This is a genomic window from Perlucidibaca sp., from assembly GCF_057084925.1.
Window position 1 is genome coordinate 1 of the sequence record NZ_JBXMRC010000003.1, and the last position, 25,446, is coordinate 25,446.

General features: G+C 54.7%; 27 protein-coding genes. 13 read left to right on the plus strand and 14 right to left on the minus strand.

The features are described 5' to 3' along the window. Positions 1-35: 35 nt before the first annotated feature. Both rho and trxA read right to left on the minus strand, forming a co-directional pair. On the minus strand, positions 36-1,295 hold the full coding sequence (gene rho, locus AC14IB_RS00505; protein WP_068857571.1) for a transcription termination factor Rho: 1,260 nt from the start codon (positions 1,293-1,295) through the stop codon (positions 36-38). 192 nt (positions 1,296-1,487) lie between these two features. Further along, positions 1,488-1,817 (minus strand): thioredoxin TrxA, encoded by a 330-nt coding sequence (gene trxA, locus AC14IB_RS00510; RefSeq protein WP_068857570.1) that lies wholly within the window; start codon positions 1,815-1,817, stop codon positions 1,488-1,490. A 144-nt stretch (positions 1,818-1,961) separates the two neighbouring features. Here trxA and ppx point away from each other — a divergent pair, with 144 nt between their 5' ends. Further along, a complete protein-coding gene (ppx, locus tag AC14IB_RS00515) occupies positions 1,962-3,467 on the plus strand; it encodes an exopolyphosphatase (protein ID WP_484230062.1) in 1,506 nt (501 codons plus the stop codon). Between the two features lie 32 nt (positions 3,468-3,499). On the opposite strand, the gene ppk1 is transcribed toward ppx, so the two are convergent. Together ppk1 and hemB are read right to left on the minus strand one after the other, a co-directional pair. Then, entirely contained in the window at positions 3,500-5,590 is a 2,091-nt protein-coding gene (gene ppk1 / locus AC14IB_RS00520; protein WP_484230063.1) for a polyphosphate kinase 1, read from the minus strand. A gap of 41 nt (positions 5,591-5,631) precedes the next feature. Further along, positions 5,632-6,654: a porphobilinogen synthase gene (gene hemB / locus AC14IB_RS00525; protein ID WP_484230207.1), complete on the minus strand. Its 1,023-nt coding sequence runs from the start codon at positions 6,652-6,654 to the stop codon at positions 5,632-5,634. Between the two features lie 131 nt (positions 6,655-6,785). Between hemB and AC14IB_RS00530 the strand changes: the two genes are divergently transcribed. After that, positions 6,786-7,280 (plus strand): thioesterase family protein, encoded by a 495-nt coding sequence (locus AC14IB_RS00530; RefSeq protein ID WP_068857567.1) that lies wholly within the window; start codon positions 6,786-6,788, stop codon positions 7,278-7,280. Between the two features lie 3 nt (positions 7,281-7,283). Here the strand turns inward: AC14IB_RS00530 and AC14IB_RS00535 are convergent, their stop codons facing one another. Continuing rightward, the gene (locus AC14IB_RS00535; protein ID WP_484230064.1) at positions 7,284-9,209 is read right to left on the minus strand and encodes an ATP-binding cassette domain-containing protein; all 1,926 of its coding nucleotides are present in this window, start codon (positions 9,207-9,209) and stop codon (positions 7,284-7,286) included. Positions 9,210-9,297: 88 nt separating this feature from the next. Here AC14IB_RS00535 and AC14IB_RS00540 point away from each other — a divergent pair, with 88 nt between their 5' ends. The 3 genes from AC14IB_RS00540 (at position 9,298) to AC14IB_RS00550 (ending at position 11,200) form a co-directional block, all read left to right on the plus strand. Continuing rightward, positions 9,298-9,831: a hypothetical protein gene (locus tag AC14IB_RS00540; RefSeq protein WP_484230065.1), complete on the plus strand. Its 534-nt coding sequence runs from the start codon at positions 9,298-9,300 to the stop codon at positions 9,829-9,831. A 20-nt stretch (positions 9,832-9,851) separates the two neighbouring features. Next, positions 9,852-10,280: a hypothetical protein gene (locus tag AC14IB_RS00545; RefSeq protein WP_484230066.1), complete on the plus strand. Its 429-nt coding sequence runs from the start codon at positions 9,852-9,854 to the stop codon at positions 10,278-10,280. A 146-nt stretch (positions 10,281-10,426) separates the two neighbouring features. Next, positions 10,427-11,200 (plus strand): FKBP-type peptidyl-prolyl cis-trans isomerase, encoded by a 774-nt coding sequence (locus tag AC14IB_RS00550; RefSeq protein WP_484230067.1) that lies wholly within the window; start codon positions 10,427-10,429, stop codon positions 11,198-11,200. Between the two features lie 58 nt (positions 11,201-11,258). On the opposite strand, the gene AC14IB_RS00555 is transcribed toward AC14IB_RS00550, so the two are convergent. After that, complete coding sequence (locus AC14IB_RS00555; protein WP_484230068.1) at positions 11,259-11,519, minus strand: accessory factor UbiK family protein; 261 nt, start codon at positions 11,517-11,519, stop codon at positions 11,259-11,261. 396 nt (positions 11,520-11,915) lie between these two features. Between AC14IB_RS00555 and AC14IB_RS00560 the strand changes: the two genes are divergently transcribed. The 5 genes from AC14IB_RS00560 (at position 11,916) to AC14IB_RS00580 (ending at position 15,918) form a co-directional block, all read left to right on the plus strand. Next, the gene (locus AC14IB_RS00560) at positions 11,916-12,647 is read left to right on the plus strand and encodes a TorF family putative porin (RefSeq protein WP_484230069.1); all 732 of its coding nucleotides are present in this window, start codon (positions 11,916-11,918) and stop codon (positions 12,645-12,647) included. Between the two features lie 66 nt (positions 12,648-12,713). Further along, a complete protein-coding gene (glnK, locus tag AC14IB_RS00565; protein WP_068857562.1) occupies positions 12,714-13,052 on the plus strand; it encodes a P-II family nitrogen regulator in 339 nt (112 codons plus the stop codon). Between the two features lie 249 nt (positions 13,053-13,301). Continuing rightward, positions 13,302-14,576 (plus strand): ammonium transporter, encoded by a 1,275-nt coding sequence (locus AC14IB_RS00570; protein WP_484230208.1) that lies wholly within the window; start codon positions 13,302-13,304, stop codon positions 14,574-14,576. Between the two features lie 183 nt (positions 14,577-14,759). Continuing rightward, positions 14,760-15,017, plus strand: coding sequence for a hypothetical protein (locus AC14IB_RS00575; RefSeq protein ID WP_484230070.1), 258 nt, complete (start codon positions 14,760-14,762; stop codon positions 15,015-15,017). Between the two features lie 10 nt (positions 15,018-15,027). Then, positions 15,028-15,918, plus strand: coding sequence for a cation diffusion facilitator family transporter (locus AC14IB_RS00580; RefSeq protein WP_484230071.1), 891 nt, complete (start codon positions 15,028-15,030; stop codon positions 15,916-15,918). On the opposite strand, the gene AC14IB_RS00585 is transcribed toward AC14IB_RS00580, so the two are convergent. The 6 genes from AC14IB_RS00585 to lptM all read right to left on the minus strand — a co-directional run bounded on the left by AC14IB_RS00585 (position 15,909) and on the right by lptM (position 20,621). Continuing rightward, positions 15,909-16,658, minus strand: coding sequence for an HAD family hydrolase (locus tag AC14IB_RS00585; protein ID WP_484230072.1), 750 nt, complete (start codon positions 16,656-16,658; stop codon positions 15,909-15,911). The genes AC14IB_RS00580 and AC14IB_RS00585 overlap by 10 nt on opposite strands. Then, positions 16,655-17,581, minus strand: a complete 927-nt coding sequence (locus AC14IB_RS00590) for a tyrosine recombinase XerC (RefSeq protein WP_484230073.1) — start codon at positions 17,579-17,581, stop codon at positions 16,655-16,657. Before AC14IB_RS00590 ends, AC14IB_RS00585 begins: the two co-directional genes overlap by 4 nt. Continuing rightward, positions 17,578-18,267 (minus strand): DUF484 family protein, encoded by a 690-nt coding sequence (locus AC14IB_RS00595; protein ID WP_484230074.1) that lies wholly within the window; start codon positions 18,265-18,267, stop codon positions 17,578-17,580. The genes AC14IB_RS00590 and AC14IB_RS00595 overlap by 4 nt, the downstream gene beginning before the upstream one ends. Continuing rightward, the gene (gene dapF, locus AC14IB_RS00600; RefSeq protein WP_484230075.1) at positions 18,260-19,108 is read right to left on the minus strand and encodes a diaminopimelate epimerase; all 849 of its coding nucleotides are present in this window, start codon (positions 19,106-19,108) and stop codon (positions 18,260-18,262) included. The genes AC14IB_RS00595 and dapF overlap by 8 nt, the downstream gene beginning before the upstream one ends. 77 nt (positions 19,109-19,185) lie before the next feature. After that, positions 19,186-20,436, minus strand: coding sequence for a diaminopimelate decarboxylase (gene lysA, locus AC14IB_RS00605; RefSeq protein ID WP_484230076.1), 1,251 nt, complete (start codon positions 20,434-20,436; stop codon positions 19,186-19,188). Between the two features lie 44 nt (positions 20,437-20,480). Further along, positions 20,481-20,621 carry an LPS translocon maturation chaperone LptM gene (gene lptM / locus AC14IB_RS00610; RefSeq protein ID WP_484230077.1) on the minus strand — a complete coding sequence of 47 codons (141 nt, stop codon included), beginning with the start codon at positions 20,619-20,621 and terminating at the stop codon, positions 20,481-20,483. A 66-nt stretch (positions 20,622-20,687) separates the two neighbouring features. On the opposite strand from lptM, the gene cyaY reads away from it, so the two are divergent. Beyond that, positions 20,688-21,002, plus strand: a complete 315-nt coding sequence (gene cyaY / locus AC14IB_RS00615) for an iron donor protein CyaY (protein ID WP_484230078.1) — start codon at positions 20,688-20,690, stop codon at positions 21,000-21,002. Here cyaY and AC14IB_RS00620 read toward each other — a convergent pair. Continuing rightward, complete coding sequence (locus AC14IB_RS00620; protein WP_484230079.1) at positions 20,986-21,888, minus strand: LysR family transcriptional regulator; 903 nt, start codon at positions 21,886-21,888, stop codon at positions 20,986-20,988. The two genes, cyaY and AC14IB_RS00620, sit on opposite strands and share 17 nt — an antisense overlap. Positions 21,889-21,980: 92 nt before the next feature. On the opposite strand from AC14IB_RS00620, the gene AC14IB_RS00625 reads away from it, so the two are divergent. Beyond that, positions 21,981-22,946: a sodium-dependent bicarbonate transport family permease gene (locus AC14IB_RS00625; protein ID WP_484230080.1), complete on the plus strand. Its 966-nt coding sequence runs from the start codon at positions 21,981-21,983 to the stop codon at positions 22,944-22,946. A 14-nt stretch (positions 22,947-22,960) separates the two neighbouring features. Continuing rightward, positions 22,961-23,866, plus strand: coding sequence for a sulfate adenylyltransferase subunit CysD (gene cysD, locus AC14IB_RS00630; protein ID WP_484230209.1), 906 nt, complete (start codon positions 22,961-22,963; stop codon positions 23,864-23,866). Positions 23,867-23,944: 78 nt separating this feature from the next. Here cysD and rimO read toward each other — a convergent pair whose 3' ends face one another. Then, positions 23,945-25,285: a 30S ribosomal protein S12 methylthiotransferase RimO gene (gene rimO / locus AC14IB_RS00635; RefSeq protein WP_484230081.1), complete on the minus strand. Its 1,341-nt coding sequence runs from the start codon at positions 25,283-25,285 to the stop codon at positions 23,945-23,947. Positions 25,286-25,446 lie beyond the last annotated feature (161 nt).

Below are 25,446 nucleotides of genomic sequence, written 5' to 3' on the forward strand. Positions count from 1 at the left end.
GAACGCCAGCCCAGTACCTCATGCGGATGGAGCGCTTATTTGCGCTTCATCATGTCGAAGAATTCTTCGTTGGTCTTGGCGTCTTTGAGTTTATCGAGCAGGAACTCGATGGCCGCAATTTCGTCCATGGAATGCAGCAGCTTGCGCAGAATCCAGACCTTCTTCAATTCATCGTCACCCATCAAGCGTTCTTCGCGACGCGTGCCAGACTTCTTGATGTTGATTGCCGGGAAGACGCGCTTTTCAGCGATGCGGCGATCCAGGTTGACCTCGTGGTTGCCCGTGCCCTTGAACTCTTCAAAGATCACTTCGTCCATTTTCGAACCGGTTTCGATCAGCGCCGTGGCGATGATGGTCAGCGAGCCGCCCTCTTCGATGTTACGTGCTGCACCGAAGAAACGCTTTGGACGTTCCAGCGCATGAGCATCAACACCGCCGGTGAGCACTTTGCCGGAGCTTGGAATCACCGTGTTGTAGGCGCGCGCTAAACGCGTGATGGAGTCGAGCAAGATGACCACATCTTTTTTGTGCTCGACCAAGCGCTTGGCTTTTTCCAACACCATTTCGGCAACCTGAACGTGACGCGCAGGCGGTTCGTCGAAGGTCGAGGCCACCACTTCGCCACGCACCGTGCGCTGCATTTCGGTAACTTCTTCTGGGCGCTCATCGATCAGCAGCACGATCAGGTAAGAGTCCGGATTGTTGCGTGCGATGGACTGTGCCAGCGTCTGCAAGAGCATGGTTTTACCGGCTTTCGGCGGTGCCACGATAAGCGAGCGCTGACCTTTGCCAAACGGCGCAATCAGATCGATGGTGCGTGCCGTGACATCTTCCGTGGAGCCGTTACCCAGCTCCATGAACATGCGCACGGTCGGGAACAATGGCGTCAGGTTTTCAAACAGGATCTTGTTACGGGCGCTTTCTGGCGAGTCCAGGTTGATCTGGTTGACCTTAAGCAGGGCAAAGTAACGCTCAGTTTCCTTGGGCGGGCGAATCGTGCCGGTGATGGTGTCGCCAGTACGCAAATTGAAGCGACGAATTTGCGATGGGCTGACATAAATGTCATCCGGGCCGGCCAGGTAGGAACCTTCAGAGGAACGCAGAAAGCCGAAGCCGTCAGACAAGATTTCCAGAACGCCATCACCATAAATCTCTTCGCCGTTTTTAGCGTGAGTTTTAAGAATGGCAAAAATGATGTCTTGTTTGCGGTTGCGGGCCATGCTTTCCAGGCCCATCGTTTCGGCGATCTTGATGAGTTCGCCAATCGGCATTTTCTTTAGTTCGGTGAGGTTCATACCGTGGTTTCAATTAGAAATAAAAGGATTAAGCACATCTAAGCTGAGCCTGAAAGGCTAAGTCGTTCGGCAAGGGACCACTGGCGTTGGTAGGTGCTAACGGGTTACAGGGCGCAGAGATCGAAGAGAACGGATGCAACGAAGATGGCGTGTTGAGAACGGTGACGCCCGAATGGGCGTCACCGACATGACTTATATAGTGGAGTCGATGAACGCTGTCAACTGGGACTTGGACAACGCGCCGACTTTCGTTGCTGCAATCGCGCCGCCTTTGAAGAGGGTCAGCGTTGGAATGCCGCGAACACCGAACTTGGCGGCCGTTGCGCCGTTGTCGTCAACATTGACCTTAACGATCTTGATACGGCCGGCATATTCGCCTGCAATTTCATCCAAAACCGGTGCGATCATTTTGCACGGGCCACACCAAGGGGCCCAGTAGTCCACCAAAACGGGGACATCAGACTGCAAAACATCGGCTTCAAAATTGGCGTCATTGGTGTTGACGATCAGTTCGCTGCTCATCGCGGCACTCCGCATGTGGGATCAAGTGGTTGTTGATAATAGCACCGTCTATTGCAAAAGCATGCAAGACAGATGCAATCAACGCTGGGTAAACTCCAGCTAGTATTAAAATTTATCGAGTCAATGCAAAGGAGCGCGCTGCGCATGACCAGACCGCTGCGCTTAGATGATGGCCTAATGGCCGCTGTCGATTTAGGTTCAAACAGTTTTCATTTGGCGATTGCGCGCTTAGATCATGGGGTCATTCGCGTAACCGAAAGCTTGTCTGAAAAAGTGCAACTTGCCGCTGGTTTGGATGCAGATGGCAACCTCGATGAGGCCGCTCAGGAACGCGGACTGGCGTGTTTGTCCCGCTTTGCACAGCAGTTGCATGGTGTTGAGCCGAAGCGGCTACGCATCGTGGCCACCAACGCGTTGCGGGTGGCTAAAAATGCCCGCGAGTTTGTTCGCAAAGCTGAACTTATTTTGAATCACCCGATTGAAATTATTGCGGGTCGTGAAGAGGCGCGTCTGATTTATGTCGGCGTGTCACAAACACTGGCCAGTGAAGGCAAGCGGTTAGTCGTAGATATTGGCGGTGGCTCGACCGAGTTCATTATCGGTACGGGTGTGGAGCCGATACTGACCGAGTCCCTGCACATGGGCTGTGTCAGTTTTACGCAGCGCTTTTTCCCTGATGGCGCACTGAGTGCGAAAGCACTGGATCGTGCTATTACGGCTGCTAAACAAGAGATTGCGGGCATTCAGTCGGCCTATGAGGACCTAGGTTGGGACAGTGCTGTCGGCTCTTCGGGCACCATCAAAGCCGTTCGAACCGTGGTGCAGCAGTTGGGCTGGGCCTCTACCGATGGCCGCATCACCTCCGACAGCATGGCTAAATTGCGAGAGCGAATCCTGGAAGCTCGCGATGTGCGGGATATCGATTTGCCCGGCCTAAAAGAAGATCGCCGCCTCATCATGCCGGCGGGCTTCGCGATTGTTTCTGCGATTTTTGAAGCCTTTCATCTCGACACCTTGGATTACTCCGACGGTGCCTTACGCGAAGGCGTGCTACATGATTTGTTGGGCCGCTTTCAGCAAGGCGATATTCGCGATAACACGGTGAGTTCCTTGCAGGCACGGTATAGCGTAGACCCCGCACTCGGTGAGCGTGTCTCGGATACTGCGTGGCAACTCTTCCAGCAAACCGAAGGTGCCCTGTGTTTGCGTGAAGAAGATGCTGCCGTGTTAATTCGCGCCGCCCGTTTGCATGAAATTGGTAAGGCGATTTCCCACTCGGGCTATCACAAGCACGGTGCTTACCTGCTCCAGCACTCCGATATGGCGGGGTTTTCGCGACCTGAACAAGAGTCAATGGCGCAGCTCGTAGCCTGCCATCGCCGTCGCCTTCGCCCTGAACATTACACCGCGCTATTAAGTATTGGTGGCCTGCCGCTATTCCGACTGTGCTTGCTGTTGCGATTAGCGGTGCTGCTGCACCACAGCCGCAGCCGTGAGCCTTTGCCTGCGATTAAATTGCATACCGATGGACAGACTTTTGAGGTGCGCTTTCCGCGGGGTTGGTTGGCGAGCCACCCGCTGACGCAAGCGGACCTTAATGAGGAGAAAGGCTATTTTGACGCCATCGGGCTGGCGCTGGATTATGCCTAAGGCATGATCCAGCGCTGCCTGAGCGTCTAGCGTTAGGTCAGTTTTTTCAGCAGCACTTGCTGGGCAATATGGGGAGGCTCCTCACCCGCATCGGCACGCAACCACTCACCACTCGGCTGTAACAACCAAGCTTGCGTGTTGTCCAACAAGTACGTGTTAAGGCCTTCCTCGATGACCCGGTCCCTCAACGTCGGGTCGAGAATGGGGAAGCAAGTCTCTACGCGTTGAAACAGGTTGCGATCCATCCAGTCCGCACTAGAGCAAAAGACTTTGGGGTCGCCGCCGTTCTCAAAATAAAACACACGCGTGTGTTCAAGAAAGCGCCCAACAATAGAGCGTACGGTGATGTTTTCTGAAATGCCGGGGATGCCCGGGCGCAGGCAACACACAGAGCGCACAATTAAATCAATGCGAACCCCCGCCTGCGAGGCCTTAATCAGGGCCTGCATAATATGCTTCTCGGTCAGCGAATTGATTTTCACAATGATGCGACCAGGAATGCCGGAGGCTGCGTTTTGCGCTTCTTGCTCAATCATATGCAGCAGTTGCGGGTGCAGTGTGAACGGCGCGTGCAGCAATTGCTTCAGGCGTAATACGCGCCCCATGCCGGTGAGCTCTTGGAAGATTTTGTGCACATCTTCGGCCATTTCCGGATTGGCGGTGAGCAGACCATAGTCAGTGTATAGGCGCGCATTGCCAGCATGATAGTTGCCAGTGCCTAAGTGTACGTAGCGCATTAGCTTTCGACCTTCGCGCCGCACGACCAGAATCATTTTCGCGTGGGTTTTATAGCCGACAATGCCATACACCACGATGGCGCCGGCTTGTTGCAGCTTATTTGCGACTTCAATGTTGGACTCTTCATCGAACCGAGCGCGCAGCTCGATGACCGCGGTAACTTCTTTTCCGTTACGCGCAGCCTCGGCCAGCACATTGACGATTTCTGAGTCAGGACCGGAGCGATACAGCGTTTGCTTGATCGCCAATACATTCGGGTCGCGCGCGGCTTGACGCAGGAAATCAATAACTGGGGCAAACGACTCAAAGGGGTGCATAAGCAAAATATCTTGCTGTTGCATGGCCTCAAAAATGTTGTCGGCCTTTTGCAAAACGCTCGGGATGCGCGGGCGGAATGGCGGGAATTTTAAGTTGGGGCGATCAAAGTTAGACAGCATGCGCGCCAAATTCACCGGGCCATTACATTGGTACAACGCCTCATCCGGAAGACCAAATTGCTTTAATAAATAATCGATGATGCTGCGTGGGCAATTGTCGGCCACCTCTAAACGCACCGCCGCGCCATAACGGCGAGACAGTAACTCGCCCTTCAGCGCCAAAGCCAAGTCTTCGGCGTCTTCGTCCACGTTCATGTCGGCATTTCGGGTAACGCGAAATTGGTAGCAACCGTTCGCGGTCATGCCGGGAAAAAGCTCGGAGACATGTTCGTGAATAATGGAAGACAACATCACGTGCTGATCACCGCCATCACTGATCTCATCCGGAAGACGAATGACGCGAGGTAGGGAGCGCGGTGCAGGAACAACGGCGAGTGACATCTGCCGACCGAAGGCATCTTTGCCATCCAGCGAGACAATAAAGTTCAGCGACTTGTTCACGAGTCGCGGAAACGGGTGAGCAGGATCAAGGCCAATGGGTGTGAGCACCGGCAGAACTTGCTCCTTGAAGTACTTCCGTACCCAAACGGATTGTTTCTCGTTCCATTCTTCGCGGCGTAAAAAGCGGATATTTTCAGCGGCCAGCGCAGGCAGCAGCTCTTCATTCAAAATCCGATACTGCCGATCCACCGCCGCATGACAAATCTGTGAGATTTGCTTTAGCACATCGTGTGGCATTAGTCCGTCCGGGCCGGGCGCACTGCGTCCAAAAGAAACTAATTGCAGCAGCCCAGCCACGCGAATTTCAAAAAACTCATCCAAATTGCGCGAGAAAATGAGCAGGAAAATCAGTCGCTCTATGAGCGGGTGGCGCGCATCAGTTGCCTGCTCAAGTACGCGTAAATTGAAGTCGAGAATGCTGAGTTCGCGATTCAAATACAGTGCAGGGTTTTGCAAATCAATGGTGTCCAACGAGGCCGTCATGTAACGCATCCGTTTAGCTTTCATGACATTAGATCTCAGTTTAATGACAGGCGTATTGCACTGTCTTAGCGACTGCCGGTAATTTCTCTTTCACGCAACAGGCGCGCGGCCTCGGGCGCAAAGTAGGTCAGAATGCCATCGGCCCCTGCCCGCTTGAAGGCCAGTAAGGATTCTAAAATCACGGCCTCACGATTCAGCCAGCCTTGTTGAAACGCTGCCACATGCATCGCGTATTCGCCACTGACTTGATAGGCAAAAGTAGGCACTGCAAATTGATCTTTCACTGTTTTTACGATATCGAGGTAGGGCATTCCAGGCTTCACCATAACCATATCCGCACCTTCGGCGATATCCATAGCGACCTCGTGCAGCGCTTCATCTCCGTTGGCAGGGTCCATTTGGTAGCTGAATTTATTGCCACCTTTTAAATTCCCCGCGGAGCCGACGGCGTCGCGAAAGGGGCCGTAGTAACTGGAGGCATACTTGGCGGCGTAAGACAGGATACTGACGTTGATGTGTCCGGCAGCTTCTAGTGCATCACGAATTGCCCCAATTCGGCCGTCCATCATGTCAGAGGGTGCCACAATATCGGCGCCTGCATCTGCCTGCGATACCGCCTGTTTCACCAGTGCTGCAACCGTGACATCGTTAAGCACATAGCCGGCTTCATCGAGAATGCCGTCTTGCCCATGTACGGTGAAGGGGTCTAGGGCTACATCGGTAATGATGCCCAGATCAGGGTATGCCGCTTTCAATGCACGGGTGGCTCGTTGCGCCAAACCCTCAGGGTTCCATGCCTCCTCCGCCAATAGTGACTTAGCTTCTGGTGGTGTGACCGGAAACAAGGCCAGTGCAGGAATGCCCAGTGCGACCCATTCGGCACAGGCGCTTACGAGGCGGTCAATGGATAAGCGTTCAACGCCGGGCATGGAGGCCACAGGCTCGCACCGATTCTCGCCTTCCAGCACAAAGACCGGGTAGATTAAATCGTTGGCGCTCAGACTATGCTCTCGCACCAAGCGCCGGGCCCACGCATTAGCACGTAAGCGGCGCAGGCGAGTGGCGGGGTAAGGGGCGCGTAAGGGCATAGCGTGGGGCATGTCATTTCTCTGTGTGGTCAGTCCGTGACTCAAGCTTAGCGTAATGCTCTCTTCTAGACACGATGGCAGCTCGCCTTACGCATGATAGAGTCGGCCATATTTTTAGGGACTCATCAGTCATGACTCAAGACGTCACCGATGTTGCAGCACTTCAAGCCAAGCAGGAGCGCCTGCAAGCGCTGCAAATGCAATTAATGAACGGCTTTAATCTCACGCCGTTTAATCAGCATATTGGCGCTCGTATTGTCTCGGTCACGGAAACGGAAGTGCGTGCTGAAATTGCTATGCAGCCCTGTTTAGTGGGCAATGTCTTTAAGCAGATCTTGCACGGTGGAGTGATTGCGACCTTGCTCGACAATGTGGGTGGCGTTGCTGCGATGACAGCGGCGTATGCGCGTTTGAAAGGCGAGCCGCGTGAAGAAAAAATGCGCCGTATGGGTCAGTTAGGCACGATCGATATGCGGATTGACTACCTGCGTCCGGGGCGCGGCGAGCAGTTCACAGCGATAGGCCGAGTGGTGCGCGTGGGCAGCAAGATCTGTGCAACGCAAATGGAATTGCGCAATGAGCAAGATGTGCTCATTGCGACGGGCAATGCAGTATTCCACTTTTAAGCCTTACTGCGTTAACGCTTCCAGCTCATCGTTTTTACTGAGCCAGTCAGACTCTGCCTTGGCGAGTGCAGTTTGGGTCTCTGACTGCTTGGCTAGGGTCTGCTTCAGCTGCGCGGCATTCGCGGTCTCATAAATAGTCGACGCACTAAGGGCTTTCGCGCAGGCCTCGAGCGTCGCTTGATGTTCAGCCATTGCTGCCTCGAGTTTTACCAGTTGCTGCTGAAGCGACCGAATATCCGCGGAGCGCACAACTTTTTTTGGCGATGCGCTAGCGTCTGTCTTGGGCTCAGTAGCAGCGACTTTAGGTTGCGTTTTGGCCGTGGCCTGCGCAGAAGCCGTTACGGCCGCGCGTGCAGTTTCTGCTCGCCACTTTCTCAGCCACTGTGTGTAATCGTCTAGGTCGCCATCGAAACGCTCGACGCGACCATTGCAGACTAGCCAGAGCTCATCGCAAATCACCGACACCATGTTGCGATCATGCGAAACCAATACTACGGCGCCTTCAAAGGCTTGGACGGCGACGAGCAGGGCATGTCGCAAAGAGAGGTCCAAATGGTTGGTGGGCTCATCGAGTAGCAAGACGTTAGGCCGTTGCCAAATAATTAGCGCGAGGGCTAGTCGAGCTTTCTCGCCGCCGGAAAATGGCGCGATGATGGAGGTGACGCGTTCCCCGCCAAAGCCGAAGCCACCCAGAAAGTTACGTAAGCTCAGCTCGTCTGTTTTCGGGCTAATGCGCTGCAGCATCAGCAAGGGCGTTGCCTTGACATCGAGATGGTCAACCTGATGTTGGGCGAAATAACCAATGCGCGTGTGCTCACTGATGAGTCGAGTCCCATTCAGCAGCGGGAGCTCCCCCACCATCGCTTTCACTAGAGTTGACTTGCCTGCGCCATTGGGTCCGAGCAGGCCAATGCGGGCGCCGGGATATAGGCCCACATCAACACCGGTTAACCACGGGGTTTTGTCGTAGCCAATATTGGCTTCATCGAGGCGCATGAGTGGGCTGGCTAATCGCTCCGGCGACTTAAAGCGAATATCCAAGCCCGAGTCCACTTGTGATGGCGCCGTGAGTGTCATGCGCTCCAAGGCTTTTAAACGACTCTGTGCTTGACGCGCTTTTGTGGCTTTGGCGCGGAAGCGCTCCACAAAGGAGGTGAGATGAGCCACCTGTTGCTGCTGCTTTTCGAAAGCCTGCTGTTGCTGTGCTAGGCGTTCCGCGCGGGTGCGTTCAAACGTGGAGTAATTGCCGCGATAATGCGTGAGTACGCCGTGTTCGATGTGTAGGGTGTGCTCAATCACCGCATCCAAAAAATCACGGTCATGCGATACCACGAGTAGCGTGCCCGGGTATGCGCGTAGCCAGTCTTCTAGCCAAATAATGGCATCCAGGTCGAGATGGTTGGTGGACTCATCGAGCAGTAGTAAATCAGATCGGCACATCAGTGTTTGCGCCAGATTGATACGCATGCGCCAGCCGCCGGAAAACTCAGCAACGGGTCGTTGTTGATCGCCCTCTGCAAAACCTAAACCAGCCAACAATTGTGCAGCCCGCGAACGGGCGGTGTAGCCGTCTATGCTTTCGTAGCGAGCAAACAGATTGCCCATTTCGGTGCCATCAATACCGTCAAGATCATTCAGGCGTAAATCGAGTTCGCGCCACTCGGCGTCACCGTCCAGCACGTACTCAATGGCCGGTTGATCCAGTGCCTCGACCTCCTGCGCCATATGCGCAACTACCCAACCTGCTGGTCGAGTTAGGGTGCCTGCGTCGGCTTGCAGTTCGCGTCGCAAAAGCGCAAAGAGCGAGCTTTTGCCGCAACCATTATTGCCCGTAAGCCCGACTTTCCAGCCAGGGTGCAAGGTGAAGCTGGCCTTTTCAAAGAGGGGGCGGCCGCTACGAAGCAGGCTAAGGTTCTCGGCAAAAATCATGGTGAGCTCGCAGCAAACAGGTCTTCAATCGCAGAAAAAACAACGGGCCCGAAGGCCCGTTGACTGATGCAGAGTTTACCGGACTTACGTGGCCGATGGTGCATCCTTTGCAGGTGCTATAACAGCCGGTGCTGCAGCTGCGGCTGGTACTGCGGCCGGTTTAGCGGCTGCCGGCTTGGCCACTGGCTTCGCCACCGGTTTAGCGGTTGGTTTAGCTGTGGGTTTAGCCGTTGGCTTAGCGGTTGGTTTGACTGCGGGTTTAGCTGCTGGCTTTGCTGCAGGAACGGCTGCGGGTTTAGCAGGCGCTGGCTTGGCGGCCGCTGGTTTAACTGCGGCGGGTTTGGCCGCAGGCTTTGCAGCCGGCTTGGCAGCAGCAGGCTTAGCAGCGGGCTTTGTTGCCGCAGGCTTGGCGGCAGCGGGCTTTGTTGCTGCAGGTTTTGCTGCTGCAGGTTTTGCGGCGGGCTTACTGGCAACTGGCTTGGCAGCAGCGGGCTTTGCAGCAGCTGGCTTTGCAGCAGCTGGCTTGGCGGGCGCAGGTTTTGCGGCGGGCTTAGCGGGAGCCTTTGGGGCTGCCGCCTTTTTGGCTGCAAGCGCTTCGCCTTTTAGCTTGGCTTGCACGTAGGCTTTAAGTTCACTTTTTTGTTGAAGCAAAGTGATGGCCTTGCGCGCTTGTTCATAGTCTTTTTTGGCGGCCGAAACGGCAGCTTTAGCTTCCGTCTGGGCTTGCTTAGTACGGTCATTGATGAGCTTGACCAGTTCCTTATCGCCAGTGGCTTTTACTTTGGTCAGTTGTTGTTGCAGCTTGGTTTGAACATCTTTGTAGCTGGATTCAGCTTTGTCGACGAGCTTGCGTGCGGCTTCTACATATTGCTCAGCTTCATGCTGAGCGCGCTCAACAACTTTTTGGATTTGATCGCGAACCTTGGCGGCTTGCTTCTCAACATCGGCTCTCATTTTATCCACTTGGGTCTCAACAGCACTCGCTGCTTGAGCAGCTTTGGCCTTGACCGGCGAGGCTTTCTTTTTTGCAGCGGGCATGGAGATTTCCTCTCTTGGTTTATGCATGAGTGAAGTTATCCGATGACTTTTAAAAAAGCGAGAACAAGCGCAATAGATTTAACGCATTTTGTCGGTCTGTAGCGAAATGCGGGGTGGTATTCGTAGATAAGTTAACCGTATGCTCAGATATAGGTTTATCTAATCGTTTGGAGTTGAACATGCGTCGCCTTGCTCTCACCTTAGCCGTTACTGGCACACTGCTTTTCACCAGCGTGAACACATGGGCAGCGGAGCCAACGGCCTCTGCTGCTGCCGCACCAACCCTAGCGCCCAATAATGGCAAGAAGCCGGTGGTTGACCGAGAGCAATTTGCCTACAGCATTGGCTATCTGAATGGTCAGGGTAGTGGTGAGCAAATCCCAGATCTCGACATTGAAACTTTTATGCGTGGTTTCCGTGACGCATTCGCTAAGAAAGAAAGTCTATTGACACCACAGGAGCGAACGGCTGCCATCAGTCGCTACAAAGAGCAGCGCTTAGCTGCCCTGCAAGCGGACATGGAAAAGCTGGGTAAAGAGAATGCGGATGCCGGCGCTGCTTTTCTGGAGCAAAACAGCAAGGCTGACGGCGTCGTCAGCACAGCGTCTGGCTTGCAGTATCGCCTGCTGAAGACGGGCACTGGCGCCAAACCTAAAGCTAAAGACACGATTAAAGTGCACTACGAAGGTAGCTTCTTGGACGGTACTGTTTTCGACAGCTCATACAACCGTGGCGAGCCAGCGACATTTCAGTTAGACCAAGTGATCCCTGGTTGGACCGAGGCATTACAGCTATTCCCTATGGGTACCACGGCTGAGCTTTTTGTGCCGTCGAAGTTGGGCTATGGCGAGGCAGGCGCTGGTCCTATCCCACCAAACGCATTGCTGAAATTTAAGATTGAGTTGCTGGGCATTGAAAAGCCAGCAGCCAAGGCAAAAGGCAAAAAGAAGTAAGGGTATTCCTGCTATAAAAAACCGGAGCTGAGTCTCCGGTTTTTTTTATGGCTAAAGCTTAACGCGTAGAGGTGCTATTTAACTGTGCCTCCAGCGTGCGCAACTGCTGCTCGAGTTGGTCAACCTTGGCGCGCGTTTTAGCCAGCAAGGTTTGTTGAATGTCGAATTCATCTCGCGTTAACAGGTCCATGCGAGAAAGTGCATCGCGCAGGATGACTTTAAGGTGATCTTCAAGCTCATGACGCGCACTGCTTAATGAGCTGGGCAAACGGTCACTGAATTGCTGCCCCAGACGGTTGATCAACTGCTCTATAGCCATGCTGCACTCCTGATTAGTTAAATGATGATACCTGAGCCCCATCGGGCTGTGCAGTCGCTATTAAGTTGGGCTGCTCTAGGGCTTTATGCCCCATAAAGGTGCGCATGCAATTTTTCAGTGCCATCGGAGATGCGGTTGCCCTGAAATGGGGCGAATGCTTTGTATGTGCGCGCTTAAGGCTTGAAGGGCGATGGTTCAGTTAAAAAAATTGGGAGTGGGCAGGCTGTTTCGGTCGCGCTGCGTTGTCCTTAAATAATAAAAAGATACCGTTAGTCGGCGAAAAACACCTTACATCGAGATGCTTTCAAGAAGTTGGCACGGCATCTGCTAATACCTTGATGTAGTCCGCGGCGATGATCGCGGCGATAACCCCAAAAAGAAACTGGAGCGGTAACCATGAAGCTGTCCAAACTGTCCTCTGCTGTTGTTGTTGCCTCGTTGATGGCTGCCGGTGTTGCTCAGGCTGCTGTTACAAGTGCTGGCTCTGTTGCGCTGACTAGCGATTACTTATTCCGTGGTATTTCTCAATCCGATGAAGGAATGGCAGTTCAGGGTAGCGTGACCTTGAACCATGACTCGGGTGTTTACTTTACTGCCTGGGCCTCAAGCATTGCAGAAGAAGCAACAACAGAGCCAGAACAAGCCGGCTTGGAAGTTGATACCCTACTGGGCTATGCATTCAAGTCTGGCGAAGTTACCTACGATGTAGGTGTTATGCGCTACAACTATCCTGGCGCAGACAACAAAACCAAGGATACGCGTTATAGCTACAACGAAGTTTATGCTTCTGCGGCTGTAGCGGGCGCTAAAGTGGGTGTTGCTGTTTCCGATGATTATTTCGGCGAAACCGGTAAGTTCCTGTATGTATATGCAGATTATGGCGTAGCCCTGAACGACAAAGTTAACCTGACTACTCACGTAGGTTGGAACAAGTTTGATAATGACGGCACCAATAATTTCCTCGGTGGAAATAGCGATGCTTACTTCGATTATAAACTTGGCTTAAATACTACATTGGCAGGTTTAACTGTTGAAGCGGCCTATATTGGAGCCGATTCAATCGCTGAAGCCACTTATGCTGATTTGGCTGATGGCCGCGCCGTATTCACGGTTTCCAAGTCCTTCTAACTAACTGATTTAAATGAAAACTGAGCCGCCTTTCGGGGCGGCTCACCCCACCCCAGGAGTACCCAAATGAAACTGGTAACTGCCGTTATCAAGCCATTCAAGCTTGATGATGTAAGAGAGGCGCTGTCGGATATCGGGGTGCAGGGCATCACCGTAACCGAAGTAAAGGGTTTTGGCCGTCAAAAAGGACATACCGAATTATATCGCGGTGCAGAATATGTCGTTGATTTTCTGCCCAAGGTAAAAATCGATATTGCCATTAGTGATGAGCAGCTCGATCAAGTGATCGAAGCCATTACTAAAGCAGCTAATACCGGCAAGATCGGTGATGGCAAAATTTTTGTGACGGCGCTGGAACAGGCTATTCGTATTCGCACCGGTGAATCCGGCGTGGATGCTATTTAAGTCATCTCAATTCGCTGAAACGGGAGTATGACCGTGAAGAAATTATTAATGGCGCTCGCTTTGAGCACCTCGATGCTGGGCGCTGCCCCAGTATTTGCTGAAGAAGCTGCTCCGGCAGTCGTAGTCACTGAAACTGTTGCGGAAGCAGTAGCGGTTGAGCAAGTCGCTGCGCCAGTTGCAGAGGCAGTAGCTGTGGCAGAGGCAGCACCTGTTGCCGCCCCTGTTCCTGATAAAGGCGATACGACGTGGATGTTAGTGGCCACGGTTCTGGTCATCTTTATGTCGCTGCCTGGCTTGGCGCTGTTCTACGGTGGTCTGGTGCGTAGCAAAAATATGCTATCGGTGTTGATGCAGGTGTTTAGCATCTTCGCCATGGTTGCAGTGCTCTGGGTGCTGTATGGCTACTCATTAGCCTTTACCAGCAACCCGAATTCAGCACTTGATCCCTTCATTGGCGGCTTCTCGAAAGTCTTCATGAGCGGTGTTGGTGTGGGTGCTGTGGTTGAAACGTTCAGCAAGGGCGTTGTCATTCCCGAGCTGCTGTTCGCGATGTTCCAGCTCACGTTCGCCGCCATCACCTGTGCGCTGATCGTGGGTGGTGTTGCCGAGCGTATGAAGTTCAGTGCGGTCATGATTTTCACCGCCCTGTGGTTCACTTTCGCTTACCTGCCTATGGCTCACATGGTTTGGTACTGGGGTGGTCCGAGCGCTTTCGATGCACCAACAGGTTATCTGTTTGGTAAAGGCGCGATCGACTTCGCCGGTGGCACTGTGGTTCACATCAATGCCGGTGTTGCCGCCCTTGTTGCTGCCATCATGGTCGGCAAGCGCAATGGCTACGGCAAGGTTTCCATGGCGCCTCATAGCCTGACGATGACGCTGATTGGCGCCGCCATGCTGTGGGTGGGCTGGTTCGGTTTCAACGCCGGCTCCAATCTCGAAGCTAATGACTATGCTGTGCTGGCATTCGCTAACACCTTGTTCGCCACCGCGGTTGCTGCCTTAACGTGGACCGCCATTGAGTGGGCGATCAAAGGTAAAGCCTCGCTGCTCGGTTCGATCTCGGGTGCTATCGCTGGCTTGGTAGGTATTACGCCAGCCTGTGGCTTCGTGGGTCTGGGTGGTGCGCTGGTCATTGGTGCCGCGTCGGCAGCCGTTTGCTTGTTCGCCGTCATGTGGCTGAAGTCCAAACTGGGCTATGACGACTCCTTGGATGCCTTCGGTATTCACGGTGTGGGCGGTATTGTTGGTGCCCTGCTGACAGGCGTGTTCGTTAACCCAGCTCTGGGTGGCGCCGGTGTCGTTGACTACTCGACGGATCCAGCAGGCACAGCGGCCTACGATTTGATGGCGCAGATGACCAGCCAGCTGACAGGTGTCCTCGTGGCTGTGGTGTGGTCCGCCGTGGTGACCTTCATCATCCTGAAAGCGTTGGATATGGTGATGGGCATCCGTGTATCGGAAGATGCTGAACGTGAAGGCCTGGATCTGGCTGAACACGGTGAGCGCGCTTACAACAGCTAATCGCTGAGGTAACGCAAACACATAAAAAAGGGGCTCGTAAGAGCCTCTTTTTTTGTTTGTGGACTGGGCTAACATAGTCTTCAAGCAAAATACTAGGCTGTTCAAACTGGGCTAAGCTGCCGACAATGGACTTGTAGCCCGCAGGCTTATTTAATTGCGCTAATGCAGGTGTGGAGAGAGCAAATGGCAGAAAACGATTACGACTATGAAGGCCCTGAGGATGATGCCGAAGAGGCTGAGAGCGTAGAGCCTGAAGTTGAGGTAGACATTGATCCGGAGGTTGCTGCTAAGGCACGCAGTGAGGTGGCTGAAGCTGAAACTTTGAGCCCCTCGGCGAAGGAGTCGCTACGTCGTCAGTTAGAGGAAGAGATGGAGCGTTTCCTCGCCTCGGGTGGACGTATTCAAGAAGTGCCGCCCGATCCCGACGCAGAATCTTTGTGAGCTATTTCGGGTGATAAATCGCTTCTCGCGACTGCAGCGCATGGCGCTGCTGTCCGTTGCCACCGCGCTGGCGACCATGGCGTTGAAGTTTTGGTCTTGGCATATCAGCGGCTCCGTGAGCTTGCTGTCCGATGCCATCGAGTCCTTCGTGAACTTGGGGGCGGCTTTATTGGCGTTTACGGTGCTGACCATCGCGGCTCAGCCCGCAGACAAAGACCACCCTTTTGGGCATGACAAAGCAGAGTACTTTTCATCGGCGGCAGAAGGCTTGCTCATTCTCATCGCTGCCGTGGGCATCGCCTTCGCTGCGTGGGAGCGCTTGTGGTCCCCGGAGTCACTCCATGCCCTAAGTTGGGGCTTATTGATTGCTGCGGTTGCAGCGGTACTCAATGGACTGACCGCTTGGAAACTCTTTGCGGTCGCTAAAGCAGAAGACAGCTTAACCCTGCGAGCCGACGCGGAGCATTTGCTGTCCGATGTCTGGACGTCGGTGGCGGTGATCGGTGGGCTCATGGCGCTTTGGGTATGGCCCACTCAGACGTGGATAGATCCAGCCATCGCCCTGCTGGTTGCCCTGCACCTAGTGATCACGGGGATTAAGTTGCTGGCACCTTCCTTAGCCGGCCTGATGGATGAGGCACTCCCTGACGTGGAGTTGCAAGCGTTACGTCAGGCGGCACTGCCGCTAATGCCAGCAGAGGTGGAACTCAGTCCGTTACGCACCCGTAAATCAGGCCATCGTCGCTTTGTCGACGGTAGCCTCTTGGTGCCGGGTACGCTGTCTGTTGCAGAGGCTCATGCCCTTTGCGATGACATTGAAGATGCCATGCGGGCCACGCTCAAGGCCTGTGATATCACGCTACACGTGGCGCCCTTGGATGAGCGTCATCGTCACCTGTGAAGTAACCGTTTTAGGTAGCAGCTGGCGCTGGTTTCGGGATCGGCAATGAGTAAGTCGAGTGCTGCAGGAAGCTCACTGAAGTGGCGAATTTCCGCATCCGGGCGGCGTGAGAGCGGCCATTCCTGCTGACTGAAATTGACCCATACGGAACGCAGCCCTACCGCCTGAGCAGCAGCAATATCCTCGGCTGGATGATCGCCTACATGGACGGCTTGTTGAGCACTGACACCGGCCTCGGCCAGTGCTTGTTCGAACATGCGGGGATGCGGTTTGGCGTGCCCTACCTTAGCTGCCGAAAAGTGCCCTTTAAACCATGCGCCAATGCCCGCGCGATGAATGTCGGCATTGCCATTGCTCAAGGCAAATAAAGGGAAGCGTTGCGATAGCGCGCTCAGGGTGTCGGCCACACCATCAAATAAAACCACGCGATTGCGACCGGTATAGAACACATCAAACGCGCCCGCCGCGCCCGCTCGTGCCTGCTCCTGGTCGTAGCCTGTGGCCAGCAATAATTGCTCCAGCATGGTCAAACGCATGGCGCTAAAGTCGTGGGCAATATCGCGACGCTCTGCAATGACTTGTTGACGGATGGCTTGGAAGCCGCTGACCCCCAGTGCTTGCGATGCTGGGTAGTGCTGCCCCAGCCAAGCATGCATGTCTTCGTCAGCTTTCACGATGATGCTCTCGACATCCCAAAGGGTGTTATCGAGATCGAGTGTGAGTAGTGAAATAGCGCTCATGAAGTCTCGTCCTTGCGCTGCTTTGCGCGGGGATGTGCTTGGTCATAGACCGTGGCTAAATGTTGAAAATCGAGATGAGTATAAATCTGCGTAGCACGAATATCGCTATGGCCAAGGAGCTCTTGTACCGCACGTAAATCATGGCTGGATTCCAGCAAATGCGAGGCAAATGAGTGTCGCAACAAATGCGGATAGAGTCGCCGATCAAGTCCGATACGTTCTGCCTGATGCACTAAGCGCATCTGAATGCTGCGCTCACTTAAGCGCGTGCCGCGTTGGTTTAGAAAAAGCCAAGTCTCCGATGGCGCGCGAACAAATTGCGGGCGAATGCTAAGCCAATCGGTGATCGCTGTGCGTGCCATTTTGCCCACCGGCAGAACGCGTGTTTTGCGCCCTTTGCCGAGCACAGTAATGAGGCCGCCGCTTAAATCAAGATCCATCAGCTTCAGCTGAGCCAGCTCTGCCAAACGCAGTCCGGAGGAATAGAACAATTCTAGAATGGCTTTGTCGCGACGCCACAAGAGAGCTTCTTTTTCTGCCTTGGGTGCCGGCGCATCGAGTAACTGCTGCATGAGGTCGACATCCAGCACCTGTGGCAAATCTTGGCGTATGCGCTTGAGTTGGTAACCATGAGTGGGGTGCGCGCCGGCTTCATCGAAGCGTCCCAGCCAGTCATAAAAACGGCGCACAGCAGACAATTGTCGTTGGATGCTGCGTATCGAAAGTCCGGCATCGCGGCTTTCGGCTATCCAGCCTTCCAGCTGGGGGCGCTGAAAGTCTGCCCAAGTGTGCGCGTCGCAGCGTTCTAAATAGCTAGCGAGGCGGCTGATGTCTAGGCGATAGGCTGTGAGCGTATGAGGCGAGCACAGGCGTTGACTAGCAAGGTAGCTGAGAAACTGTTCCAGACGTTCGCGACTGATCATGCACTTTGGGCGACGCTACGATCGAGCCGCGCAATTAAGCGCGCGATGATATCGCCGAGGTGGGTGATAAAGAGTGTGTCCATGCTGCTACGGAAGTGGCTGGCTTCGGTACTACCAAGGGCAATAACGCCCACTGCCTGGTCGCCATTTAAGAGCGGAATCAGTGCAGCCGAACTGAGTTGTAGGCCGTCATCACCAAACAGATAGCGCAGTTCGTCACGACGCCACTTGCCGGCCAGTGCGTGATGGTGGCGCAGCAGCCCGGGCAGGCGTTGCTCAAACTCTGTCTGCACGCAGCTGCGCCAAGGAGACTCACATTCCTCTCGAAATAACAGGAGCGCCAGTTGCTCGCAGCCAAAGGGTTCACGCAGCGCGCTGTATAGGCGAGTGCCCAGCTGTGCTGCGCTTTCGGCGTCGAGAACGCCCAGCATGACTTCGCGTAATTGGCCAAACAAGCGATCGTTGTCACTGGCGATGGCAATTAATTGATTGAGACGCTCCTCAAGCTCCTCATTGCGACGTCGCAACTGAGTCACTTGGCGTTCAATCAGTGACGCAGCATTGGTGTCGTGACTGAGGTGCAGCTGGGTGAGCAGTGCCGGGTAGTCGTCGAAAAAGTGTGGATGTTTGCGCAACCATGCCGCGACGTGTTCCGCACTGAGGGTGACGAGATCGGGACTAGTCATCATTTACGTCATTGACCCGCAGCGTACCGTCAAAAACGCGTGCAGTAGGGCCAGTCATCAGCACGCTGGCGTTGTCATGGCTCCAGCGGATACGCAGAGAGCCGCCAGGCAAATGCACCTTGATGTCACGATCAACCAAGCCCCAGCGCATGGCTGCAACGGCTGCCGCGCACGCACCCGTACCGCAAGCTAAGGTTTCGCCTGCTCCGCGTTCGTACACACGCAGTTTAATTTCCTGACGATTAATCACCTGCATAAAGCCGACATTGACGCGCTCAGGGAAGCGCGGGTGTGACTCCAGCCGGGGGCCCAATGTGGCTACGGGCGCACTATCCGCGTCGTCTACGCGCAAAACGGCGTGCGGATTGCCCATGCTGACGGCGGCAATCTGGTAGAGCTCACCGTCAACTTCAATGCGGTAGTCCAGCGCAGCGTTGTCAGCCACAAAGGGGATGGCGTTGGGCTCTAGTCGGGGCGGGCCCATGTCGACCGTAACCCAACCCTGGCTATCAATTTGCAGCGTAATAATGCCGCTGGCAGTTTCTACCCGCAGCGTATCTTTTCGGGTGAGGCGACGATCGCGAACAAAGCGCGCAAAGCAGCGAGCCCCGTTACCGCATTGGGAAACCTCAGAGCCATCGGCATTGAAAATGCGATAGCGAAAATCGACATCGGGTTGATGAGGCGGTTCGACCACCAACAGTTGATCAAAGCCGACGCCGAAGTGACGATCGGAAAGGCGACGGATCAAGGCTTCGTCCAAACGAACGCGTTGCGTGACCAAATCGAGCATCAAGAAATCGTTGCCGAGGCCGTGCATCTTGGTGAATTCCAGACGCATGAACGGTCTCCTGAAAAACGGGTGATGCTGCTAATGCCCCGTTGGCATTAGCCAGCTAAGTTAAGGCTATTCTGGGTTCAGGGCAGTAGCGATTCAAGAGCCAATAGATCAGCGACCGTTTCACGGCGACGCACCTGCCATGCTTGGTCGCCATCGACCATGATTTCGGCTGCTCGGCCACGGGTGTTGTAGTTCGAGCTCATGACAAAGCCATAGGCACCGGCACCCGTCACCGCGAGTAAATCGCCAGCAGCTAGGCGTAGATCGCGATTTTTACCGAGGAAATCACCGGTCTCGCAGACGGGCCCAACGATGTCATAGCACTGGCTTTCAGTGTCTTCGCCGCGTGGGGTGACTGGCACGATGTCCATCCACGCACTGTAAAGGGCGGGGCGAATCAGGTCATTCATGGCGGCATCGATCACGGCAAAATGCTTGTGCTCTGTCGGCTTGAGGAACTCTACGCGGGTCAGCAATACGCCTGCGGTTGCGGCAATAGCACGGCCCGGCTCCATATAGACCTTGAGTCCGCGTGCTTTCAGGCGCGGCAGTAGGACGGCCGCATATTCAGCCGGCGTTGGCGGTGTTTCATCGCGATAGCAAACGCCCAAGCCGCCGCCAATATCAATATGACTGAGTGTGGTGCCTTCAGCGGCAAGCTGATCAATCATCGCCAGCACACGATCCAGTGCATCGGAAAATGGCGCTGTACTGGTGAGCTGCGAGCCAATGTGGCAGTCAATGCCAACAGCTTGCAGGTTCGTCAGAGATTGAATTTGACGATAGACCACGGGTGCACGCTCAATAGCGACACCAAACTTATTCTCTTTGAGACCCGTTGAGATGTAAGGGTGCGTCTGTGCGTCAACATCGGGATTGACGCGCAAGCTCACCGGCGCGATCACCCCCAGTTCAGCAGCCACCGCATTTAAGCGGATCAGTTCGGCCTCCGACTCCACATTAAAACAGGCGATACCGACGGTTAAGGCGCGGCGCATTTCATCGGCTGTTTTGCCCAGTCCCGAAAAGACAATCTTGGCTGGATCGCCGCCGGCCGCGAGCACGCGCTCCAGTTCGCCAGCAGACACAATGTCAAAGCCCGCACCCAGACGCGCCAAAACATTGAGCACGGCTAAATTCGAATTGGCTTTTACGGCGAAGCAGACTTGGTGATCAATATCGGCGAAGGCGTGATCGAAGGCCAGATAGTTTGCTTCTAGGGTGGCGCGCGAGTACACATATAGCGGCGTGCCGAAGCGTTCAGCGAGTGAAGTTAGCGCGGTATTTTCGAGGTGCAACTGGCCGTGACGCAAATTCAAAGTCGACATGAAATCTATCCTGTTAAGCAGGTGCGTATGATGCCTTGAACTGATCAGGAGGGCGAGTCAAAGGTCTTTTTTGGCTGGACAAGATTGCCCGATTGCCCGCAGGCAGTGAGCAGCACGGTGCTTGCGAGCAAGCTAACAATAACCACACGGGAGAGTATTAATGCTCGGGAAAAGTGCTTCTTCATGGCAAACTATCCTGAAATAGGGGCATAGCCCAGCTTACGACCTAAGTGAATGGAGTTGCACTTCACATGAACGAACATGAGTACTTGGATCTTGTGGACGCAACACTGCTTGATATCGAAACCCGCATCGAAAATTTCGATGAAGATATCGACTTGGAAGCAGGCTCCGGCATGCTAACCGTTACGTTATTGAATGGCAGCAAAGTCATCATTAATCGTCAACGTCCCACGCAAGAAATCTGGGTGGCGGCACGCTCCGGAGGCTATCACTGCGGCTGGCGTGACGGCCAGTGGGTTTGCAATACCACGCAAGAAACGCTGGCGGATCTGTTGACTCGCGTCATCAGTGAGCAAGAAGGTGGCGTTATCCATTTTCGCTGAGCTGCTGCGCGGCCAGCAGTAAGTGATCTTTAAAGGCCTGTGCCACGGGTGATAAGCGTTTGCTGGCGGGATGCACAAGATGCCATGCCGCCGGTAAGGGAAAGCCGGGCAGCGACAGCACCACTACATTGTCTGAGGGAGTCAGGGGCGAAATGGCATGGCGAGACACAATGCCGAGGCCCAAGCCACCCGCGACGGACTCCTTAATCGCTTCATTGCTCCCGAGCTCCAACCGTATTCGCGGAATCAAGCCGGCGTTTGCTAGGCAGCGATCCACGGCCATGCGGGTGCCAGAGCCGGGTTCGCGCAAGATCAGTTGATGCTGCAAAAGTGCGGCTAAATCGTTGGGAAGTTGGTCGCTGGGCAGGTCGGCGGGTGCGATGACCTCAATGGGGTTGGGCAAGAAAATAGAGTCTTCCAGCGGAATGTCCATCGGGGGCTGGGACATGATGTAGAGGTCGTCGCGATTCTCACGCAGACGTGTCACCACGCCGTCTCGGTTCAAAATTTCCAACGATAAATCTATGCCGGGATGTGTTCTGCAGAACTGCCCGATTAATCTCGGCATAAAGTATTTTGCTGTGCTGACCACCGCCACGCGGAGTCGCCCTCGAGACAGACCGCGCCAGGCATCTGCCTGTTGCGTAAAGTCCTCCCAGCTCTGCTGCATATTTCGCGCCGTCTCCACCAGGGCCAGGCCGGCTTCGGTGAGGTGCACGCGCTTTCCAATGACCTCATGTAGCGGCAATCCCACCACTTCCGACAGCGTCTTTAGCTGCATGGATGCTGTGGGTTGCGTGACATGGAGTAAGCGCGCAGCAGCACTGATGCTGCCGCTGTCTGCCAAGGCGACAAGAAGGCGCAGTTGCTTCAGGGATACATCCATAGATAATTATTATGGTTAGTGATTTAAATATCGATTTTACACGAAGTATCGGTAGCAAGGACAATATCTGCCATCACTGGAGATGAACCTTGATGAATACCTTGCTGGACCCAGCCATTCTCTTTTTTGTGTTCGGGGTGCTTGCCGGTTTGATGGGCAGTAACCTAGAAATTCCCAAACCGATTTCACACTTTTTGTCCCTGTATTTACTCATGGCGCTGGGTTTGAAAGGCGGTTTTGCCTTGGCCGAGACCGGGCTGGACTTCAATGTGGCGAAAAGTTTGGGGGTTGCGCTCCTCCTGGCCTGGCTGATTCCGATCGGTGCTTACGCGTTTCTTCGCCGCCATGCCGCACCGCTGGATGCGATCGCGATTGCGGCAGCCTACGGATCAGTCAGCGCCGTCACGTTTGTCACCGCCATTCAGTTCCTTGACGGCCAAGGCTTGCAACCCGGCGGACATATGGCCGCGGCATTAGTCATCATGGAGTCGCCTGCCGTTATTTTTGCCGTGAGTATGGCGAATCGACTACGTCGTCAGTCGGTAGTGGGAAATGCGGTGGCGCAATCAGGTGCGGGTCATCATTTGCGTGAGTCGCTGACGCAGGGCGCGCAATTGCTCCTGTTAGGCGGCATGGCGATTGGTTGGATTACCGGCGATGCCGGTCGCGAAGTCATGCAACCGTTCTCGATCGATTTGTTCAAAGGCATGTTGGCCTTTTTCTTGCTGGACATGGGTCTGCAAGTAGCCCGCAATGTGAAAGATGTACGTGCGGCTTCGCCTATGCTGGTGCTCTTTGCACTGATTGCACCACCCTTGCATGCACTATTAGCGCTAGGGATTTGTCTGCTGGCTTCCATCTCTCTGCCCGACACCATCCTGCTGATGGTGCTTGCGGCCAGTGCGTCTTATATCGTGGTGCCGGCGGTTCTGCGCCATGCCATTCCAGAGGCTCGCCCGGCGCTTTATTTCGGCATGAGCTTAGTGGTGACGTTCCCACTAAATTTGATCTTCGGTATTCCGCTGTACACCTTCTTAGCCCAACAGGTGATGTTATGAGTCCGGTCAACACCATGTCCCACTTACGGCAACTGGAAGCTGAGGCGATCTATATTATGCGAGAGGTGGTGGCTGAGTTTGAGCGCCCGTGCATGTTCTATTCGATCGGCAAGGACTCTACCGTGATGCTGCATTTGGCGCGCAAAGCCTTTGCGCCCGGGCGAATTCCCTTTCCCTTGCTCCATGTGGATACGACCTGGGAGTTCCACGAGATGGCCAGCTTCCGAGATCGTATCGCTGAGCAATACGACCTTGATATTCGCGTGCACGTGAATCGGGAAGCGTTGGCAGCGGGTGTTGATCCCTTCACTTCTGGCTCTGTGAAATATACGGACCAGATGAAAACCGTCGCGCTCAAGCAGGCCCTCGACCAGTATGGTTTCGATGCCTGCTTTGGGGGTGGCCGTCGTGATGAGGAGAAATCACGAGCCAAGGAGCGCGTGTTTTCATTCCGCGATCGTCAGCATCAATGGGACCCAAAGAATCAGCGTCCTGAGCTTTGGCAGACCTACAACGGCCGCATTAATAAAGGGGAAAGCATTCGCGTTTTCCCCTTATCGAATTGGACCGAGCTGGATATCTGGCAGTACATCTGGCTGGAGAAAATCGACATTGTGCCGCTTTATTTCGCGGCTCCCCGTCCGGTGGTGGATATGGATGGCGCGCTGATTTGTATCGATGATGAACGCATACTCAAGCATCTGACAGCCGACGAGCTGGCCAGCATCAGCACCCGTTCAGTGAGATTCCGGACACTGGGCTGCTACCCATCAACGGGTGCGGTGGAGAGTACGGCGACCACCGTGCCAGACATCATCGCTGAGATGCTGGTGACGCGCACCAGTGAGCGCCAAGGCCGCTTGATTGACAGCGACCAAAGCGGCTCTATGGAGAAAAAGAAGCGTGAAGGCTATTTCTGAGCACTGAAAGCTACTGAGTTAAGACGGACCCGCCTACAGGCCGCTAAGCCCGAGGCGGTTCAACTCAAGCGGCTCGGGTCAGGCAGTGACGATCTCAGCGTAAAGGTCGTAGTCATCCGCTTCAGTGATGCGCACTTGCACCTTTTGGCCCGGCTTCAGGTTAGCGGCGCCAGTGCCTTCGATAAAGACGTTACCGTCGATCTCAGGCGCGTCCGCATAGGAGCGGGCGATAGCAACGCCCTCTTCGTCGTCGATCTCATCCACTAGCACTGTTTCGACGCGGCCCACGCGGCGCTGCAGGCGCTCAGCTGAAATCTCGGCGGCGAGTTTCATAAAGCGCTCGTGGCGTTCGAGCTTAACGTCTTCGGGCACGGCTTCGGCGACATCATTGGCCACAGCGCCTTCAACGGGTGAGTAGGGGAAGCAACCGACGCGATCAAGCTGCGCTTCCTTGAGCCAATCCATCAGCTCTTGGAATTCTGCCTCAGTCTCGCCGGGGAAGCCGACAATAAACGTGGAGCGGATAATGAGATCGGGGCAGATTTTGCGCCAGGTGCGAATGCGTTCTAGCGTATTTTCGGCATGCGCCGGACGCTTCATGCGCTTGAGCACGCTCGGGCTGCCATGCTGAAAGGGAATGTCTAAGTAGGGCAGGATCTTGCCCTCTGCCATCAGCGGAATCACGTTGTCCACATGCGGGTACGGGTAAACGTAATGCAGGCGCACCCAGACACCCATGGTGCCCAGCGCTTCACACAGCTCCAGCATGCGGGTTTTCACTGGCTGGCCGCCCCAGAAATCGAGCTTGTACTTGAGGTCGACGCCGTAGGCGCTGGTGTCTTGCGAGACCACGAGGATCTCCTGCACGCCGGCCTTGACCAGATTCTCGGCCTCGGTCAGCACCGAACCGATCGGGCGCGAGACCAGATCGCCACGCAGCGACGGAATAATGCAGAAGGTGCAGCGATGGTTGCAGCCTTCGGAAATCTTCAGGTAGGCGTAGTGCTTGGGCGTGAGTTTGATGCCCTGTGCTGGCACGAGATTAATGAACGGGTTGTGGTCGGCCTTGGGCGGCAAATGCAGATGCACCGCGCTCATCACTTCTTCGTAGGCGTGCGGGCCAGTAACACTGAGCACACTGGGATGTACATCGCGAATCACATCCGCTTTCTTGCCGAGGCAGCCGGTAACAATCACCTTGCCATTTTCTGCCAGCGCTTCGCCGATGGCATCCAGCGATTCCTGCACGGCTGAGTCAATAAAGCCGCAGGTGTTAACCACGACTAAATCGGCACCATCGTAGCTGGGCGAGATTTCATAACCCTCGGTGCGCAGCTGAGTGAGGATGCGTTCGGAATCAACCAGCGCTTTGGGGCAACCGAGGCTCACGAAACCGACTTTGGGATTGGCAGCAGACATGGGGGCGATACCGCAGGTAGTAACTTTGGCGCGTATTGTAGCGCAAATGCTGAGCAGCACGGATTGAGCTGTCGTGGCGCATATACGAAATGTGTTGCACTATATTGGTGCGAATTGAGTGGTTCGTGCGCTTACATGCGGCCTATGTGTGACTCAGTATG

Bases quoted from the DNA above. Each gene is read 5' to 3' on its own strand.
- rho (WP_068857571.1), bottom strand. From the start codon at position 1,295: ATGAACCTCACCGAACTAAAGAAAATGCCGATTGGCGAACTCATCAAG.
- trxA (WP_068857570.1), bottom strand. From the start codon at position 1,817: ATGAGCAGCGAACTGATCGTCAACACCAATGACGCCAATTTTGAAGCC.
- ppx (WP_484230062.1), top strand. From the start codon at position 1,962: ATGACCAGACCGCTGCGCTTAGATGATGGCCTAATGGCCGCTGTCGAT.
- ppk1 (WP_484230063.1), bottom strand. From the start codon at position 5,590: ATGAAAGCTAAACGGATGCGTTACATGACGGCCTCGTTGGACACCATT.
- hemB (WP_484230207.1), bottom strand. From the start codon at position 6,654: ATGCCCTTACGCGCCCCTTACCCCGCCACTCGCCTGCGCCGCTTACGT.
- AC14IB_RS00530 (WP_068857567.1), top strand. From the start codon at position 6,786: ATGACTCAAGACGTCACCGATGTTGCAGCACTTCAAGCCAAGCAGGAG.
- AC14IB_RS00535 (WP_484230064.1), bottom strand. From the start codon at position 9,209: ATGATTTTTGCCGAGAACCTTAGCCTGCTTCGTAGCGGCCGCCCCCTC.
- AC14IB_RS00550 (WP_484230067.1), top strand. From the start codon at position 10,427: ATGCGTCGCCTTGCTCTCACCTTAGCCGTTACTGGCACACTGCTTTTC.
- AC14IB_RS00555 (WP_484230068.1), bottom strand. From the start codon at position 11,519: ATGGCTATAGAGCAGTTGATCAACCGTCTGGGGCAGCAATTCAGTGAC.
- AC14IB_RS00560 (WP_484230069.1), top strand. From the start codon at position 11,916: ATGAAGCTGTCCAAACTGTCCTCTGCTGTTGTTGTTGCCTCGTTGATG.
- glnK (WP_068857562.1), top strand. From the start codon at position 12,714: ATGAAACTGGTAACTGCCGTTATCAAGCCATTCAAGCTTGATGATGTA.
- AC14IB_RS00570 (WP_484230208.1), top strand. From the start codon at position 13,302: ATGTTAGTGGCCACGGTTCTGGTCATCTTTATGTCGCTGCCTGGCTTG.
- AC14IB_RS00575 (WP_484230070.1), top strand. From the start codon at position 14,760: ATGGCAGAAAACGATTACGACTATGAAGGCCCTGAGGATGATGCCGAA.
- AC14IB_RS00585 (WP_484230072.1), bottom strand. From the start codon at position 16,658: ATGAGCGCTATTTCACTACTCACACTCGATCTCGATAACACCCTTTGG.
- AC14IB_RS00590 (WP_484230073.1), bottom strand. From the start codon at position 17,581: ATGATCAGTCGCGAACGTCTGGAACAGTTTCTCAGCTACCTTGCTAGT.
- AC14IB_RS00595 (WP_484230074.1), bottom strand. From the start codon at position 18,267: ATGACTAGTCCCGATCTCGTCACCCTCAGTGCGGAACACGTCGCGGCA.
- dapF (WP_484230075.1), bottom strand. From the start codon at position 19,108: ATGCGTCTGGAATTCACCAAGATGCACGGCCTCGGCAACGATTTCTTG.
- lysA (WP_484230076.1), bottom strand. From the start codon at position 20,436: ATGTCGACTTTGAATTTGCGTCACGGCCAGTTGCACCTCGAAAATACC.
- lptM (WP_484230077.1), bottom strand. From the start codon at position 20,621: ATGAAGAAGCACTTTTCCCGAGCATTAATACTCTCCCGTGTGGTTATT.
- cyaY (WP_484230078.1), top strand. From the start codon at position 20,688: ATGAACGAACATGAGTACTTGGATCTTGTGGACGCAACACTGCTTGAT.
- AC14IB_RS00620 (WP_484230079.1), bottom strand. From the start codon at position 21,888: ATGGATGTATCCCTGAAGCAACTGCGCCTTCTTGTCGCCTTGGCAGAC.
- AC14IB_RS00625 (WP_484230080.1), top strand. From the start codon at position 21,981: ATGAATACCTTGCTGGACCCAGCCATTCTCTTTTTTGTGTTCGGGGTG.
- cysD (WP_484230209.1), top strand. From the start codon at position 22,961: ATGTCCCACTTACGGCAACTGGAAGCTGAGGCGATCTATATTATGCGA.
- rimO (WP_484230081.1), bottom strand. From the start codon at position 25,285: ATGTCTGCTGCCAATCCCAAAGTCGGTTTCGTGAGCCTCGGTTGCCCC.